Origin of the sequence: Burkholderia sp. BCC0419, from assembly GCF_902830285.1 — a bacterium.
Lineage (GTDB): Bacteria > Pseudomonadota > Gammaproteobacteria > Burkholderiales > Burkholderiaceae > Burkholderia.
Genome location: NZ_CADESR010000004.1, coordinates 155,528 through 171,141, shown reverse-complemented (window position 1 = coordinate 171,141; position 15,614 = coordinate 155,528). Strand labels below are relative to the sequence as shown.

14 protein-coding genes are annotated in these 15,614 nt (G+C 70.6%); 8 read left to right on the top strand and 6 right to left on the bottom strand.

Translation table 11 applies throughout. The features are described from left to right. Window positions 1-23: 23 nt before the first annotated feature. Entirely contained in the window at window positions 24-4,067 is a 4,044-nt protein-coding gene (locus tag HWW87_RS22710; RefSeq protein WP_175822248.1) for a translocation/assembly module TamB domain-containing protein, read from the bottom strand. A 40-nt stretch (window positions 4,068-4,107) separates the two neighbouring features. After that, window positions 4,108-5,922 (bottom strand): autotransporter assembly complex family protein, encoded by a 1,815-nt coding sequence (locus tag HWW87_RS22705; RefSeq protein ID WP_175822247.1) that lies wholly within the window; start codon window positions 5,920-5,922, stop codon window positions 4,108-4,110. 248 nt (window positions 5,923-6,170) lie between these two features. On the opposite strand from HWW87_RS22705, the gene HWW87_RS22700 reads away from it, so the two are divergent. From HWW87_RS22700 to panD, 4 genes are all read left to right on the top strand, one after another. Next, on the top strand, window positions 6,171-6,359 hold the full coding sequence (locus HWW87_RS22700) for a DUF3460 family protein (protein WP_006478107.1): 189 nt from the start codon (window positions 6,171-6,173) through the stop codon (window positions 6,357-6,359). Window positions 6,360-6,363: 4 nt separating this feature from the next. Next, window positions 6,364-7,236, top strand: coding sequence for a ScpA family protein (locus tag HWW87_RS22695; protein ID WP_175822246.1), 873 nt, complete (start codon window positions 6,364-6,366; stop codon window positions 7,234-7,236). Window positions 7,237-7,497: 261 nt separating this feature from the next. Beyond that, window positions 7,498-8,337, top strand: coding sequence for a pantoate--beta-alanine ligase (gene panC, locus HWW87_RS22690; protein WP_175822245.1), 840 nt, complete (start codon window positions 7,498-7,500; stop codon window positions 8,335-8,337). Between the two features lie 44 nt (window positions 8,338-8,381). Continuing rightward, entirely contained in the window at window positions 8,382-8,768 is a 387-nt protein-coding gene (gene panD / locus HWW87_RS22685; protein ID WP_011545962.1) for an aspartate 1-decarboxylase, read from the top strand. Between the two features lie 195 nt (window positions 8,769-8,963). On the opposite strand, the gene HWW87_RS22680 is transcribed toward panD, so the two are convergent. From HWW87_RS22680 to HWW87_RS22665, 4 genes are all read right to left on the bottom strand, one after another. Continuing rightward, entirely contained in the window at window positions 8,964-9,623 is a 660-nt protein-coding gene (locus HWW87_RS22680) for a ParA family protein (protein ID WP_175822244.1), read from the bottom strand. Between the two features lie 147 nt (window positions 9,624-9,770). Next, window positions 9,771-10,184: a DoxX family protein gene (locus tag HWW87_RS22675; protein ID WP_175822243.1), complete on the bottom strand. Its 414-nt coding sequence runs from the start codon at window positions 10,182-10,184 to the stop codon at window positions 9,771-9,773. Window positions 10,185-10,331: 147 nt separating this feature from the next. Next, the gene (locus tag HWW87_RS22670) at window positions 10,332-10,469 is read right to left on the bottom strand and encodes a hypothetical protein (RefSeq protein WP_162838115.1); all 138 of its coding nucleotides are present in this window, start codon (window positions 10,467-10,469) and stop codon (window positions 10,332-10,334) included. Window positions 10,470-10,551: 82 nt separating this feature from the next. Continuing rightward, the gene (locus HWW87_RS22665) at window positions 10,552-12,054 is read right to left on the bottom strand and encodes a cobyric acid synthase (protein ID WP_175822242.1); all 1,503 of its coding nucleotides are present in this window, start codon (window positions 12,052-12,054) and stop codon (window positions 10,552-10,554) included. A gap of 75 nt (window positions 12,055-12,129) precedes the next feature. Here HWW87_RS22665 and cobU point away from each other — a divergent pair, with 75 nt between their 5' ends. The 4 genes from cobU to HWW87_RS22645 are packed head-to-tail and all read left to right on the top strand — an operon-like array spanning window position 12,130 to window position 15,548. After that, complete coding sequence (gene cobU / locus HWW87_RS22660; RefSeq protein ID WP_175822241.1) at window positions 12,130-12,684, top strand: bifunctional adenosylcobinamide kinase/adenosylcobinamide-phosphate guanylyltransferase; 555 nt, start codon at window positions 12,130-12,132, stop codon at window positions 12,682-12,684. Further along, window positions 12,678-13,622, top strand: coding sequence for an adenosylcobinamide-phosphate synthase CbiB (gene cbiB / locus HWW87_RS22655; RefSeq protein WP_175822240.1), 945 nt, complete (start codon window positions 12,678-12,680; stop codon window positions 13,620-13,622). Before cobU ends, cbiB begins: the two co-directional genes overlap by 7 nt. Next, window positions 13,615-14,634, top strand: a complete 1,020-nt coding sequence (gene cobD, locus HWW87_RS22650) for a threonine-phosphate decarboxylase CobD (RefSeq protein WP_175822239.1) — start codon at window positions 13,615-13,617, stop codon at window positions 14,632-14,634. Before cbiB ends, cobD begins: the two co-directional genes overlap by 8 nt. Continuing rightward, window positions 14,631-15,548, top strand: a complete 918-nt coding sequence (locus tag HWW87_RS22645) for a cobalamin-binding protein (RefSeq protein ID WP_175822238.1) — start codon at window positions 14,631-14,633, stop codon at window positions 15,546-15,548. The genes cobD and HWW87_RS22645 overlap by 4 nt, the downstream gene beginning before the upstream one ends. Window positions 15,549-15,614: the final 66 nt, after the last annotated feature.

Here is a 15,614-nt window from a genome sequence, read left to right as displayed (position 1 = left end):
CTGCCCGGTAAGCCGCGCCGCCGTCACCGCTGCCCGAACCAGCGATCGAAGCGACGCGTGTAGTTCAGGTCGACGCCCTGGAACGTGCCGCCGTAAGCGGATACCGACCAGAAGCGCGTCAGGTTGATCGTCGCCTTGAACGCATTGCTCGCCGATTGCAGCCCCTGCTCGAAACCGAGCACGAACCGCTCGTTGATCGCCTTCGACACCAGCACGACCTGCGGATCGGTCAGGCCGACTTCGCTGCGGCCGACCGAGACCTCGTCGAGACCGAAAGTCTGCGCGACGCGCTTGCCGGTCACGCTACCGAGCAGCCCGAGCGCCGCCGTCATCGCCCCCTGCTGGCCGACGTTGTTGCCCTGGTCGGTACCGTGCCCGAACAGCAGCCACGACAGCTTTTCGTTGTCCGTGACGTTCGGCTCCGACACGAGCTTGACCGTCGGCGCCTGGATCGTGCCCGTCACCTGCACGCCGGCCTCGACCTCCTGGTTGCGCCGCATCGCGAGGATGTTGACGCCCGGGTTCGACACCGGGCCGTTGAACGTGAAGAAGCCGTTCTCGACCGCGAGCTTGCGGCCGAACGTCGTGTACGTCGAACCTTCGGTCACGCGCACGTTGCCGACCGCACGCAGCGGCACGCCCGGCGCGCTCATCACGGTGATCGTGCCGCGCAGCCCGAGATCCGCGCCGTGGCCCTTGAAGCGGAAGTTGTTGCCGAGCCCCACGTCGATGTTCGCGCGCGGCGCCAGCGACGGCGCAGGCTTGTTTTCGACCGGCTTCGGCTTTGCAACCGCGGTGCCGGTCGGCGTCTCGCCGCGCACCGTGCCGTCCGGCTGCACGATCACGACGTCGTCGGACAGGTGTGGCGCCGCTTGCTCGGGCAGGTCGAACAGCGCGCGGTCGACCACGAACTTGCCGTCGATCGACAGCGCGCCGCGCGGCCCGTCGTTCGCGACGGTGGCCTTGCCCGACAGCGACAGCTTGCGGTCCGGCGCCGCGAACAGCTCGAGCTTGTCCGCGACGATGCTGGCGGTCAGGTCGGGCGCCTCGCCGTCGAGGCGCACGCGGCCGAGCGCGCGCAGCGTGCCGTCGCCGCCGTGAAACTCGACCTGCTGGAATTCGACGAGGTTGTCCGACAGCTTCACGCGCACGATGCCGTCCTTCAGCTGCACGCCCTGGTCGATCAGCGTCGCGGACAGATCGTCGCCCGTCAGCGTCCCCGACAGATTCGGTTTCACCGGCGTGCCGGAAACCGTCAGCTTCAGCGCCGCGCGCCCGCCGAGCAGGTAGCTCGGCCCGAACAGGTTGCCGGTGGTCTTCAGCGCCGGGATGTCGGCATCGATGCGGCCCGACAGCGGACCGTCGTCGACGATGCCGAACACGCCGTCGCGCAACGCGAACGGCACCGTGACGTTCGCGTCGAGCGTGCCGATCCGGCTCGCCTTCGCGAGCGCCGTCACGTTGAGCCGGTTGCCGGGCGCGAAGCTCGCGCGGGCGGACAGATCGGTCAGGCCGAGCGACGCGATGCCGCGCCCGGTCTCGATCGTCACGTCGCCGCCGCGGCGCTTCACCTGCACGTAACCCGTTGCGTTCGCACCGAGCGAGAAATCCCAGTCGGCATCGAGCACGACGTCGGTCCGCACCGGCGGCCGCTGGCCGGTCAGTGCCTGGCGCACCTCGAAGAAGCGCGCGACCGACGCGCCGGTCACGGTGCCCGCCGAGCGCATCTGGCCGCGATCGAACACGAACGCTTTCAGGTCGATCGCCGCGCCTTCGAGCGTGAGCCGCGTCGCGCCGAGCGTCACGCGGCCGGCGCCGGCCGATATCGTCAGCGGCGCCTGCAGCGCGAGCGCCGGCGTGCCGCGATTCGCGAGACGGGTGACGGTGCCGTCCCAGCGCATGCCGTCGCGGTTCTCGACCACGCCGCCGTTCGCCGCGAGCGTCAGGTCGATCACGCGGCCGCCGGCCGCCCCGAGCGCCGATGCGTCGAGCGTGTGCTTCGCGCGCGTGCCGTCGAGGTTCGCGCGCAACGATTTCAGCTTGAGCGAGCCGAGCGCGATGTCGGCCGCGTCGGCCGTGAACACGAGCGCGCCGTGCGCGCCGTCGCGGATGTCCGCGCGGCCCTGGGCGGTGCCGATCCGGTTCGAACCGACGACGACGTGCTCGGCCTTGTAGGTGGCCGTCACGTTCGGATGCGCGAAGCTTCCGGTCAGGTCGCCCTGCGCCTGCACGAGCCCTTCGACGCCGAAGCCGAGCCGGTCGAGCTGCGGCGCGTCGACGACGAAGCGCAGCCGGTCGCCGGGCGCGCCGAAGCTGCCGCGCAGGTCGACGTGGTTGCCGGCGATCGACAGGTTCGCGTTGCTCGGCAGGATCCGCGAGCCGGCAAGCTGCACGACGCCGGCACCGGTCAGCGGCACGCCGTCGTACAGGCTATCGGCGAGCTTGAAGGTCGCCTTCGTCGAAACCTGCGGCGCGAACGCGCCCGACGCGGTCAGCGTGCCCGACACGCGCGTCTCGCCGCGCCTGGCCGGCGCCTTGGCGGCCTTCGCAGGCGCCTTGCCGCCGCCCGCCTTCGGTGCGCTCATCGCGGCCAGCAGCAGCGGATCGAACGCGGTCAGCGTCGCCTTCGCGTCATAGCTCGAATGCGCGTCGTGGCGGAACACGCCCGTCAGGTCGATGCGCCCCTTGCCGGCCGTCACGCGCGTGTCGGTCAGCACGGTCTGCTGCTGCGTCAGCGCAACCTTGGCGCGCGCGCCGAGCGCGAGCTTCGGGTCGTTCAGGTTGAAATCGACGGTCGTCGCGTCGCCCGCGAGCGTCACGCCGAGCGGGCCGCCGAGGCGCATCGGCCGCAGCTCGGCGACGAACGCGTTCAAGTCGAGGTTCGCGACCTTCAGGTCGAAGCGGCCCTTGCCGCCCGCGAGCGTGCCGCCGCCGGTCACGCTGCCGTCGCGGATCAGCTTCAGCGCGAGACCGTCGATCCGCTGCGCGTGCGCGTCGAGATGCACGTTCGCGTGCGCGTCGATCACCGGCAGCAGATGGTCGCCGAGCGTGCCCGGCTTCGCGTTGACGATCGATACCGGGCCCGTCACCGCAAACCCCTTCGCGGGCGCCGAGCCTGCCGGCGCGCTCACCGGTGCGAGTTCCGCGCGCACCGCCAGATCGGCCGCGGGTGCGCCGGGCGAGAGCGCCTGCGGGTTCACGTGGTCGAACGCGAGCGACGCACGCGTGAGCGGCACGGCGCCGAACGGCGCGGCCTCGACGTGCGCGCGCCCGTTCAGCTTCATCCCGCTCGCATCGACCTCGGCGACGAGCGCCTCGAGCGAGCCCGACACGCGGGCCCGCGCGTCGACCGCTTCGTCGGACAGCTTGCCGGCGTAGGTGGCTTCGCCCGTCAGCGCGAAGGGCTTCACGCCGTCGAGCTTCGCACGCGCGGTCAGCGCGCCGTACGGAGTATCGACGCCGTCGAGCACGAGTTCATGGTGACGGCCGTCGCTGCGGCCGTTCAGCGCGAGATGATCGAGCTGCGTCGTCGAGCCGCCTTCGTGAATGGCGAGGCGATCGACGCGCAGGTCGTCGATCCGCACCTGCAGCGGCAGGCTCAGGTCCTGCGGCGTCGTACTCGGCGTCGACGGCCCCGGCGCGATCCGCACGTCGATCGTGCCGGCGCGCAGATAGGCGACGGACAGCCGCCACGGCGCGCGCGTCAGTGCCCAGCGGCCGTCGAGCCGGTCGATGCGAACCTCGGTGCCGGTGCCGTCGGGGCTGGTCCACGCGAACCCGCGCAAGCGCACGCCGGTGGCGAGCGAGCCGCCGTCGAGCGTGCCCGCGAGCCGCGTGCCGAGCACCTTGCCGGCCGCCTGCCACGCGAGCCGCGTCCCGCGCTCGGTCGTCACCGCGCCCAGCACGAGCCCCGCCGCCAGCACGACGAGCAGCACGACCGTCGCGAGCGTCCACGCGACGACACGCCACGCGCGGCCGCGGCGCGGCGCGCGCGGCGGCGTGTCGGGCGCGCCGTCGGGCGAATCCGGATCGTGAGGCGGCGGCGTGTCGTTCGGGTCCTTCGTCATGCGGTTCGTCGTGCGGGTCGTCGTCAATAGGACGGCAGGTTCAGAAAGCGATGCCGAGCGTCAGGTACGGGCGCACGCTGTGGTTGCGCAACCCGTACGCGACGTCGACGTTGATCGGGCCGACCGGGCTGCGCCAGCGCGCACCGACGCCCACGCCCGGGTAAAACACGCGCTCGCCCCACGCATCGGTCGCGGTGCCGATGTCGAAGAACGCCGCGGCGCCCCAGTCGCGGTTGAACCAGTGCTGGTATTCGGCCGTGCCCGTCATCAGGTACTTGGTCGGCAGAACGGAGCCGTCGACGCTGTTGCCGATGCTCTGGTAGCCGTAACCGCGCACCGAGTTCGAGCCGCCGGCGCGGAACAGCAGCGACGCCGGCACGCCGGTCGAGCTGCCGCTCGTAAACACGCCGCCGAGCTCCGCGCGGAACACGAACAGGTCGCGCTTGCCGATCGGCAGGTACTGCTGCCCGCGCGCGTAGCCGCGGATGAAGGTTTCGTCGGCCAGCACGTGCTTGACCGCGAAGCCGGCCTCCGCGTGAATCAGGTTGCCCGAGCGCGGGAACAGCGGATCGTCGACGTTGCGGCGGGTCCACGCCCACTGCGGCACCAGCGCGCGGCTCGTGGTCGGCCCCGCGCCGTTCTGGTCGAGCCGATCCTGGTAGTACATCAGCGAATACGCATAGTCGATGAACTGGCCGGTGCGCGTGCGCTGCACGCCGACCCGCGCGCTGTAGATGCGCGTATCCGACACGTTGGTGTTCGTGTACGACGCGAGCACGCTGTTGGTCCAGCCCTTCTCGCCCGGCGGCATCGACAGCTGGACCTGCCCGTACTGCTGGATCTGGTCGAGCCGGCCCGACACGGTCAGCGGCCACGCGGCGCCAAAGGTGTCGAGATACGTATAGGAACCCTGCACGTGCGGCCCGGTATCGGTGGCGAAGCCGACGCCGCCGCGGATGTTGTTGTACGGGAACTCGCTGACCTTCACGTGCACGGGCGTGCGCTCGGGCTTCGACGTATCGTCGCCGACGTCGATCGCGACGCTCGCGTAGTACGGCGTGTTCTGCAACTGCCGCTGCAATTCGGTGATCCGCCGCACGTCGTAGATCTCGCCTTCCGACAGCGGATTGACGTTCGTGACGATTCTTTCCGGATAACGGCGCACGCCGTCGACATCGACCTTGCCGATCGTGAACGTCGGGCCGCTGTCGAACGTGACCGCGAGCGTCGCGCGCTGCGTGCGCGGGTCGACGCGCGCCTCGGACGACACGATCTTCGCGCCGAGATAGCGGCGCGCCTGCAGTTGCCGGAGCGCCGCGCCCTTCGCGTCGTCCCAGTCGGACTGCGTGAACGGGTCGCCCGGCTTCATCGAGAACGCGAAACGGGTGGCGGTCTCCTGCTTCGGATCCTCGGTTTCGACGGGCCCCTTGAACGCCAGGTCGACCGTCGACACGACGGTCTGCTTGCCCGGATCGACCGCGATGCGCACGTCGCGCTTGCCGTCGCGGGTGCGCACGTCGGTGCGCACGACCGGCGAGAAATAGCCGGCCGTCGCGGCCAGGTCGCGCACCTGCTGCGGCGTGGCGGTCACGAGGAAGTCGAACTGGTCGTCGCTGATGTCGTCGCGCTTCGCGAAGCGGGCGATATCGAGATGCGCCTTGAGGAGCTTGCGGATCGAGCGCGGCGCGTCGATGTCGACGTCGTACTTCGCGTGGGCCGGCAGCGCGAAGCACGCGGCCAGGCAACCCGCGAGGGCCGCCCGCGCGACACGGGCCGCGGCGCGGGCGCGATCGCGTGCCGCGCGCGGGCCCGCGTCATGCGCCGTGTGTGCTTGCTGGTTCGACTGCCCCGCCAAATATGACCTCGCCGTCCTGGATTGTTACGGTTACATGGAAAACCCTGTATTTGACCACAGGGCGCGGGCGTCACAGCCAAACGATTGTGAAAGAGTGCTAGGCCCCGACAGGGCCGCCGCCCAATGCCCGCCGGCACCGGCCCGCGGATTCGACGCGCGATTGGCGCCGGCTGTTCCCCGCGATGCGGTAAAATCCCGCCATCGCGAATCCGGCGCATCGTGCGCCGCCCGAAACGGAAGATCCAGCCATGCCGTACCAGTCCGACGTCACGCAGTTCCTGAACCAGCTCAAGCAGCAGAAGCCGACGCTCGAAGAAGAGCAGCGCAAGGGCCGTTCCCTGCTGTGGGACAAGCAGCCGATCGATCTCGAAGAGCGCGCCGAGCAGCAGGAATCGCGCGTGAAGCAAACGTCGTACGTCTACTACCAGAACTTCTGACGACGTGAGCGCCGCCGACGAGGCCAGCGCCGCCCGGCAGGACGACGCGATCGCCGCGCCCGCGGGCGCCGATTCGACGCCCGACACGGTCGACGGTGTCGCGGCCTTCGCTCGCCTGTACGGCGAGCCGCTGTTCAAGCTGCCGCAGGATCTCTACATCCCGCCCGATGCGCTCGAGGTGTTCCTCGAGACGTTCGAAGGCCCGCTCGACCTGCTGCTGTACCTGATCCGCAAGCAGAACTTCAACGTGCTCGACATCCCGATGGCGCAGGTCACCGCGCAATATCTGGGCTACGTCGACCAGATCCGCACGTCGAATCTCGAGCTGGCGGCCGAGTACCTGCTGATGGCCGCGATGCTGATCGAAATCAAGTCGCGGATGCTGCTGCCGGTCAAGAAGGCCGACACCGGCGACGAAGCCGAGGATCCGCGCGCCGAACTCGTGCGCCGGCTGCTCGAGTACGAGCAGATGAAGCTCGCCGCGCAGCGGCTCGACCAGTTGCCGCAGCTCGGCCGCGATTTCCTGCGCGCCGAGGTGTACATCGAGCAGAGCGTCACGCCGCGCTTTCCCGACGTGAATTCGGACGACCTGCGCGCCGCGTGGGCCGACGTGCTCAAGCGCGCGAAGCTCGTCCAGCACCACAAGATCTCCCGCGAGGAGCTGTCGGTGCGCGAACACATGAGCCTGATCCTGCGCCGGCTGCAGAACGCGCGCTTCATGGAATTCGCCGACCTGTTCGACACGTCGCGCGGCGTGCCGGTCGTCGTCGTGAACTTCATCGCGATGCTCGAACTCGCGCGCGAATCGCTGCTCGAGATCACGCAGGCCGAGCCGTTCGCGCCGATCTACGTGCGCCTCGCGTACCTGCCCGCGTAAGGGCCGCCGCCCGCCGCTTCCCGTTTCCCGGTTCGTTCCGACGCTCGCCGCTTCGCCGCGGCGAAGGGCCGTCCGGCGGGTGTCCGGCGCGTCCCAATATAAAGTGAACGATCGTTCTTTTATCGATGCGTCGCGCGGCCAAATCCTCTACAATCCGCCGACGCCCGATGCGCCGCCCGCGCGCCGGCGTTCTCCGCTTCGACCCCGACGCCGCTGCCGCGGCGTCAACGCGCGCCTGCGCGAGGAACCCGCTACCCGATCATGAAAGTCATCAGCTCGATCCAGGAACTGCGCGACCAGCTGCGCGGACAGAACCGCACGGCGTTCGTGCCGACGATGGGCAACCTGCACGAAGGGCACCTGTCGCTGATGCGCCTCGCGCGCCAGCACGGCGACCCGGTCGTGGCGAGCATCTTCGTCAACCGGCTGCAATTCGGCCCGAACGAGGATTTCGACAAGTATCCGCGCACGCTCCAGGACGATATCGAGAAGCTGCAGCAGGAAAACGTGTACGTGCTGTTCGCGCCGACCGAGCGCGACATGTACCCTGAGCCGCAGGAATACCGCGTGCTGCCGCCGGACGACCTCGGCGGGATTCTCGAAGGCGAGTTCCGGCCCGGCTTCTTCACCGGCGTGTGCACGGTCGTGTCGAAGCTGATGGCGTGCGTGCAGCCGCGCGTCGCCGTGTTCGGCAAGAAGGATTACCAGCAGTTGATGATCGTGCGCCGGATGTGCCAGCAGCTCGCGCTGCCGGTCGACATCATCGCCGCCGAAACCGTGCGTGACGAGGACGGCCTCGCGCTGTCGTCGCGCAACCGCTACCTGTCGGTCGACGAGCGCAAGGAAGCGCCGGAACTCGCGAAGACGCTGCAGCGCGTGCGCGACAGCGTGCTCGCCGGCGAGCACGATCTCGGCAAGCTCGAACAGCAGGCCCGCACGCACCTGGCCGATCGCGGCTGGGTGCCCGACTACCTGTCGATCCGCCGCCGCGCGAACCTGATCGCCCCGAGCGCCGCCGAACTCGAAGCCGGCGAACCGCTCGTCGTGCTCGCGGCCGCGAAGCTCGGCGCGACGCGCCTCATCGACAACCTGGAAATCTGACGGGCGGCCCGCCCGCGCCTCTCACGACGCATCACGGAGACACCATGCAGCGCCACATGCTCAAATCGAAGATCCACCGTGCGGCGGTCACGCACTGCGAACTGCACTACGAAGGTTCGTGCGCGATCGACGAAGACCTGCTCGAAGCGGCCGGCCTGATCGAAAACGAACGGATCGACATCTGGAACATCAACAACGGCGAGCGCTTCTCGACGTACGCGATCAAGGGCGAGCGCGGCAGCGGGATGATCTCGCTGAACGGCTCGGCCGCGCGCCGCGCGCAGCTCGGCGACCTTGTGATCATCGCCGCGTTCGCGATGGTCGACGAAGCCGAACTGCAGGCCGGCTGGAAGCCGAAGCTCGTGTTCATCGACGACGGCAACAAGATCAAGGGCCACCGCGATCACGTGCCGACGCAGAACTGGACGTAATGCGGCCGCCCGCCCGCGCGTGTCACGGCACGCCGGGTGGCCGTCCCGGCGCCGCGCGCGTCGCGACGGTCGAAACTGCATACAAAGAAAGGGCCTGATCCGGCGCGATGCCGGATCAGGCCCTTTGTCATTCGCCCCTGCCTTGCTCGGCCGCAACCGGCCGCCCGGCATCGCCCGAGTTCAGCCCAGCGGCGCTCAGGACGCCTTGGCGGCCTTCTCGGCCTTCGGCGCGCGACGCTCCGCCCATTCGACGATCGGCCGCCACTGTTCGAGATCCTTCTCGACCCGGCTTTTCGCGACGTCCCACAGCGTCAGGCCGTGCGCGGCGATCTGCACGTAGTTCTGCGTGTCGCGCACGTAGCCGAGCACCGGCAGGCCGAGCCCTTCGACGAACCGGTGCAGCTGGTCGGACGAGCGCGTGCGCGCGTCGACCCGCATCCCGACGATCCCGACCTCGACGCTGCCCTTGCGCACGGCCTTCTCGCCGGCGAGGCGCTCCAGAAACTGCTGGGTCGCGAGAATATCGAACATCGACGGCTGCAGCGGCACGATCACCTTGTCGGCCAGTTGCAGCGCGACGTTGAGCCGCGTGCCGTGCAGGCCGGCCGGCGTATCGATCACCGCATATTCGAGGCCGCGCGGCGGCTTCGACGGCGCCTCCGGGTCGAGATCCCACGCCTCGATCGCCGGCAAGCCGGCCGGCCGCAGGTCGAGCCACGCATGCGCGGACTGCTGCCGGTCCAGGTCGGCCAGCGCAACCCACGCGCCCTGCGCCGCGAAATAGCCGGCTAGATTGGTGGACAGCGTGCTCTTCCCCACGCCGCCCTTCGGATTCGCCACCACGATGACCGTCATGAATTTCCCCGAAAAAGCCGCGCGGCGCCGGCCGCATGGCAGGCGCCGCTCGATTGCGGATACAGGGAGCGATGATATCGGCAAACGGGGTGTCACCGGAACCGGTCGCACCGAACCGCGTGGCGCTTTCGTCTGCTTTCCTTCACGTCACGCGCGCCGGGCCGCGGCCTCCCGCGCGCCGATCGCGAGCGCGCCGCCGCCCAGCAGGGCCTGCACGGCCAGCGTGACGGCCCAAAACGCCGGATATTCCCAGCCGCCGTGCGGCGACGCGAAGCTCCAGCCGTTCGGCAGATGCGCGGCGACCGCGCCGAGCATGAACGGCAGCAGCACCAGCGCGGCGATGCGCACGCGGAACCCCGCGAGCAGCGCCAGGCCGCCCGCCAGTTCGACGAACGTGGTCAGGTACGCGAGCCAGGCCGGCAGGCCGATCGACGCGAAGAACTGCGCGGTGCCGGGCAGCGTGAAGACGAATACTTTCTGCGCGACGTGCGCGAGGTACAGCACGCCGAGGGCGACGCGCAGCAGCGTCGCGGCGAAATCGTTCAGGCGGTTGGCGTTCATGACGAATTCCTTCGTGAGTGGATGGGAATGGATCGCACTCTATTCGAATCGATTCCGCCGATAAACACACCATTCAGCTTAAATTGATTCCACCCGGGAACGAATTGAAGCAAAAAAGGGCATGACCGATCATGCCCTGCATCCTGCTCAGTAACCGCTCTTGCCTTGCGTGGCGTCGCCGCCGGACTGGCCGCCGCCCGGCGCATACGAATCGCACGCATGCGCAGCCGCGGACGCGCCCAGCAGCGCCGCAAGCAGCACGCTCCACCACCATCGAGCCCTCATCGTCGCCCTCCTTCGGGCGGACCTCCGCCCTCCTCTGTTGTACGCGATCGGGCGGAAAAAGCGAGGGCGGACCGGCGCGGTCTCACCGAAACTCGGCGTACAGCGCGTCGAGGTCGAGATGCTCGGCGAACGTGTCGGCCAGCCGCTCGAGCGACGCCTCGCGCAGCGCCGGGTAGTCGATGCGGGCCGCGCCGTCGAGGCCCGCCCACGCGAGCAGCGCCGCGCAGGCGTCGGGCGCGTCGAACAGCCCGTGCACGTAGGTCGCGAGGATCTGGCCGTCGGCCGACCTCGCGCCGTCGGCACGCGTGCCATCCTGCGCGGCATCGGCGGCCAGCGTCAGCGCGGGCGTCGCGAGCGCCGGCCCGCGCGTGTCGCCCATGTGGATCTCGTAGCCGCGCACGGCGGGCTCGCCCGGCAGCGCGAGTTGCCCGGTCACGTTCTTCAGCGTCTTGTCGGGTTGCAGCGTCGTGTCGAAATCGAGCAGCCCGAACCCCGGCACGCTGCCGGGCGCACCTTCGAGGCCGAGCGGATCGTCGAGCGTGCGGCCGAGCATCTGCATGCCGCCGCAGATGCCGATCACCTTGCCGCCGTAGCGCAGGTGGCGCCGGATCAGCGCGTCCCAGCCCGCGTCGCGCAGCCACGCGAGGTCGCGCTGCACGCTCTTCGAGCCGGGCAGGATCAGCAGGTCGGCGTCGGGCACGGGGCCGCTCTTCCAGTACGTGAATTCGACCTGCGGATGCGCGCGCAGCGGGTCGAAATCGGTGTGGTTGCTGATGCGCGGCAGCGCGGGCACGACGACGCGCAACACGCCGGCATCGCCGCGCACGGCGGCGCTGCGCGCCTGCGCGGGCAGCATGTCCTCCGCGTCGAGCAGCAGCCCGTGCAGGTACGGCAGCACGCCGAACACCGGCTTGCCCGTCTGTGCGCGCAGCCAGTCGAGCCCCGGTTCGAGCAGCTTGAGGTCGCCGCGGAAGCGGTTGATCACGAAGCCGCGCACGCGCGCCCGCTCGCTGTCCGACAGGCAGGCGAGCGTGCCGACCAGATGCGCGAACACGCCGCCACGATCGATGTCGGCCACCAGCACGACCGGGCAGTCGACGCGCTCGGCAAACCCCATGTTCGCGATGTCGCCGTCGCGCAGGTTGATCTCGGCCGGGCTGCCGGCGCCTTCGACGATCACCGTGTCGTAACCGGCGCGCAGGCGCGCATACGACTCGAGTACCGCGTCGAACGCGACCGGCTTGTAGTCGTGATACGCCCGCGCGTCGAGGTTCATGCGCGCCTTGCCGTGAATGATCACCTGCGCGCCGCGGTCGCTCGTCGGCTTCAGCAGCACCGGATTGAAATCCGTATGCGGTGCGACGCCGGCGGCCAGCGCCTGCAACGCCTGCGCGCGGCCGATCTCGCCGCCGTCGACCGTCACCGCGCTGTTGAGCGCCATGTTCTGCGGCTTGAACGGCGCCACGCGCGCGCCGCCGCGGCGCGCGAGGCGGCACAGGCCCGCGACGAGCGTGCTCTTGCCCGCGTCGGACGTCGTGCCCTGGATCATCAGCGTGCCGCGCGGCCGCGGCTCGGGTGCATTCATCGTGTAAAAGGTCGTCGCGAAGCAAAGGCGGCATTATCGCCCGCGGCGGGTCGCCCGCCCCGTTACAATCACGCGATGATTCCGCACGACCTTACCTTCGTCCTCGGCGGCGCGCGCTCGGGCAAGAGCGCGCATGCCGAGCGGCTCGCCGCCGACAGCGGCCGCCCCGTCACCTACATCGCGACCGCAACCGCCGCCGATGCCGAATTCGCGCAGCGCATCGCGCATCACCGCGCGCGCCGGCCGGCCGACTGGGGGTTCGCCGACGCGCCCGTCGATCTCGCGGGCACGCTCGCGCGGCTCGACGATCCGCACGCGTGCCTGCTCGTCGACTGCCTGACGCTGTGGCTCACGAACCTGCTGTGCCCCGCCGACGGCGAACCGCTCGACGACGCGCAGTACGCGACGCAGGTCGAGCGGCTCGAGCACGCGTTGCGCGGCGCGCGCGCAAAGGTGATCGTCGTCAGCAACGAGATCGGGCTCGGCGTCGTGCCGCTCGGGTCGGTCACGCGCCGCTACGTCGACGAGCTCGGGCGCCTGAACCAGCGCGTCGCCGCGCTCGCGACGCGCGTCACGCTGCTGGTGGCCGGGCTGCCGCTCGACCTCAAGGCGGGCGCGCCGTCATGCTGATGCTATCGCTGCCCGTCGTCGCGATGCTCGCGGTCGCGGCCGCGATCGTCGACCGCGCCATCGGCGAGCCGGCCGGCTGGCATCCGCTCGTCGCGTTCGGCCGCTTCGCCGCGCGCATCGAAGCCGCGCTGAACACGGGCCGGCGCGGCCGCGTGGTCGGCGTCGCCGCGTGGCTCGCGGCGGTCGTGCCGCCGGTGGCCGTCGCGGCATGGCTCGTCGCCGTGCTGCCGTGGCCGTTCGCTGCTGCGCTGCACGTCGCGCTGCTGTGGTTCGCGCTCGGCGCGAAGAGCCTCGCCGACCACGTCGCGCCGATCGCCGCCGCGCTGCTGCGGCGCGACCTCGACGCGGCGCGCGCGCTGACCGCACGCATCGTGTCGCGCGACACCAGCAGCGCGGACGAAGGTGCGCTGTCGCGCGCCGCCGTCGAATCGGCGCTCGAAAACGGCAACGACGCGATCTTCGGCGCACTCTTCTGGTTCGTCGTCGCGGGCGGCCCCGGCGCGTTGCTGTTCCGGCTCGCGAACACGCTCGACGCGATGTGGGGCTACCGCACGCCGCGCTTCCTGACCTTCGGCTGGGCCGCCGCGCGCATCGACGATGCGCTGAACTGGATACCCGCGCGCCTCACCGCCGCAAGCTATGCGCTGCTCGGCGACACGGCCGCCGCGTGGCGCTGCTGGCGCACGCAGGCGCGCCACTGGGACAGCCCGAACGCGGGCCCCGTCATGGCCGCGGGCGCCGGCAGCCTGAACGTGCAGCTCGGCGGCCCTGCCGTCTATCACGGCGAGATCGAGGATCGGCCGGCGCTCGGCACCGGCGCCACGGCCACCGCCCTTCACATCGTCGCCGCGCTGTCGCTCGTCACGCGCACGCTCGCGCTGTGGCTCGCGCTGCTGGTCGCGAGCGGCGCACTCGTCATGGCCACCCAACATGTCTGATTCATCCATCGCGCACGGCGGCAACCTGCATGAAGCCGCCCGCCGCCACGGCATTCCGTACGACGCGTGGCTCGACCTGTCGACCGGCATCAATCCGGCGGGCTTCCCGGTGCCGCCCGTGCCGGCCGACACATGGCGCCGGCTGCCCGACGACGGCGACGGCCTCGCGGCCTGCGCCGCGCGGTACTACGACGCGCCCGATGCCGCGCACGTGCTGCCGGTCGCCGGCAGCCAGGCCGCGATCCGTGCGTTGCCGGCATTGCTGCCGACCGGCGACGCCGGCGTCGCGGCGCTCGCGTACGGCGAATACGCGCCCGCGTTCGCGCGCCACGGCCATCGCGTCGTCGCGCTCGACATCCGCGCGGATGCGCTGCCCGCGACACTGCGCCACGTCATCGTCGGGAATCCGAATAATCCGACTGCCGAGTTCGTGCCGACCAAGCGCCTGCTCGGCTGGCATGCGCAACTGGCGGCACGCGGCGGCACGCTGATCGTCGATGAAGCGTTCGCCGATACGGGCGCCGCGCCATCGCTCGCGCCGCAGGTCGATCGTCCGGGGCTCGTCGTGCTGCGCTCGGTCGGCAAGTTCTTCGGGCTCGCCGGAATCCGCGCGGGCTTCGTGCTCGCATGCCCCGACGAAATCGTCGCGTTGCGCGACCGGCTCGGCGCGTGGACGGTCGGCGGCCCCGCGCGCCACGCGGTCGCCGCGGCGTTCGCCGATCGTGCGTGGCAAGCGGCTACCCGCGAGCGGCTCGCGGCCGACGGCGAACGACTGGCCGCGCTGCTACGCGCGCACGGCTTCGCGGTTCATGCCACACCACTCTTCAGCTGGACCGACGACCCGCGCGCCGCGGCGCTGCATGCGGCGCTCGCGGCGCGCGGCATCTGGACGCGGCACTTCCCGACCCCGTCGAGCGTGCGCGTCGGCCTGCCGGGCAACGAAGCCGAATGGCAGCGCCTCGGCGATGCGCTCGCGCATTGCGTGCCGCTGCTGCAGCGGGCCCCGGCATGAGTCCACGCCTGTTCCGCCGACTCGCGCCGGCCGCGCTGCTGGCCGCGCTCGCTCACGCGCCGCTCGTCCACGCCGATGTCACGACGCGCGACGACGCCGGCAATACGGTCACGCTGCCCGCGCCCGCGCAGCGCGTGATCAGCCTCGCGCCGCACGCGACCGAGCTCGTCTACGCGGCGGGCGGCGGCGCGAAGCTCGTCGGCACCGTCACGTACAGCGACTATCCGGCCGCCGCGCAAGCGGTGCCGCGCGTCGGCGACAACAAGGCGCTCGATCTCGAACGCATCGCCGCGCTGAAGCCCGACCTGATCGTCGTCTGGCGGCACGGCAACGCCGAGCGGCAGACCGACGCGCTGCGCGCGCTGCACATCCCGCTGTTCTTCAGCGAACCGAAGCATCTCGACGACGTGTCGTCGTCGCTGCGCCGGCTCGGCACGCTGCTCGGCACGCAACCGACTGCCGATGCCGCCGCGGCCGCCTTGACGCGCGACATCGCGGCACTACGCGCACGCTACGCGGCACGCCCGCCCGTCACGCTGTTCTTCCAGGTGTGGGATCGCCCGCTGACGACGCTCAACGGCACGCACTTGATCAACGAAGTGTTCGAACTCTGCGGCGGCCGCAACGTGTTCGCGTCGCTCAAGCCGCTCGCGCCCGCCGTGACCGACGAGGCCGTGCTCGCGGCGAATCCGGAAGCGATCGTGACGACGAGTGCCGGTGCGACCCGTTCGAGCGAACCGCTGCCGAGCCTCGCGCGCTGGCGCGCGTGGCCCGCGCTGACGGCCGTGGCGCGCCACAACCTGTTCGCGATCGACGGCGATCTGCTGACGCGGCCGTCGCCGCGGATCGCGCAGGGCGCGGCCGCGCTGTGCGAGGATCTGGATGCCGCGCGTGCGCGGCGGCCGGCGCGCTGATTATTTCCAGCGGCTGGCGAGTGCATCGCGCGCTGATGCCGGATGCGTCCGGCGGCTGAGACAGAT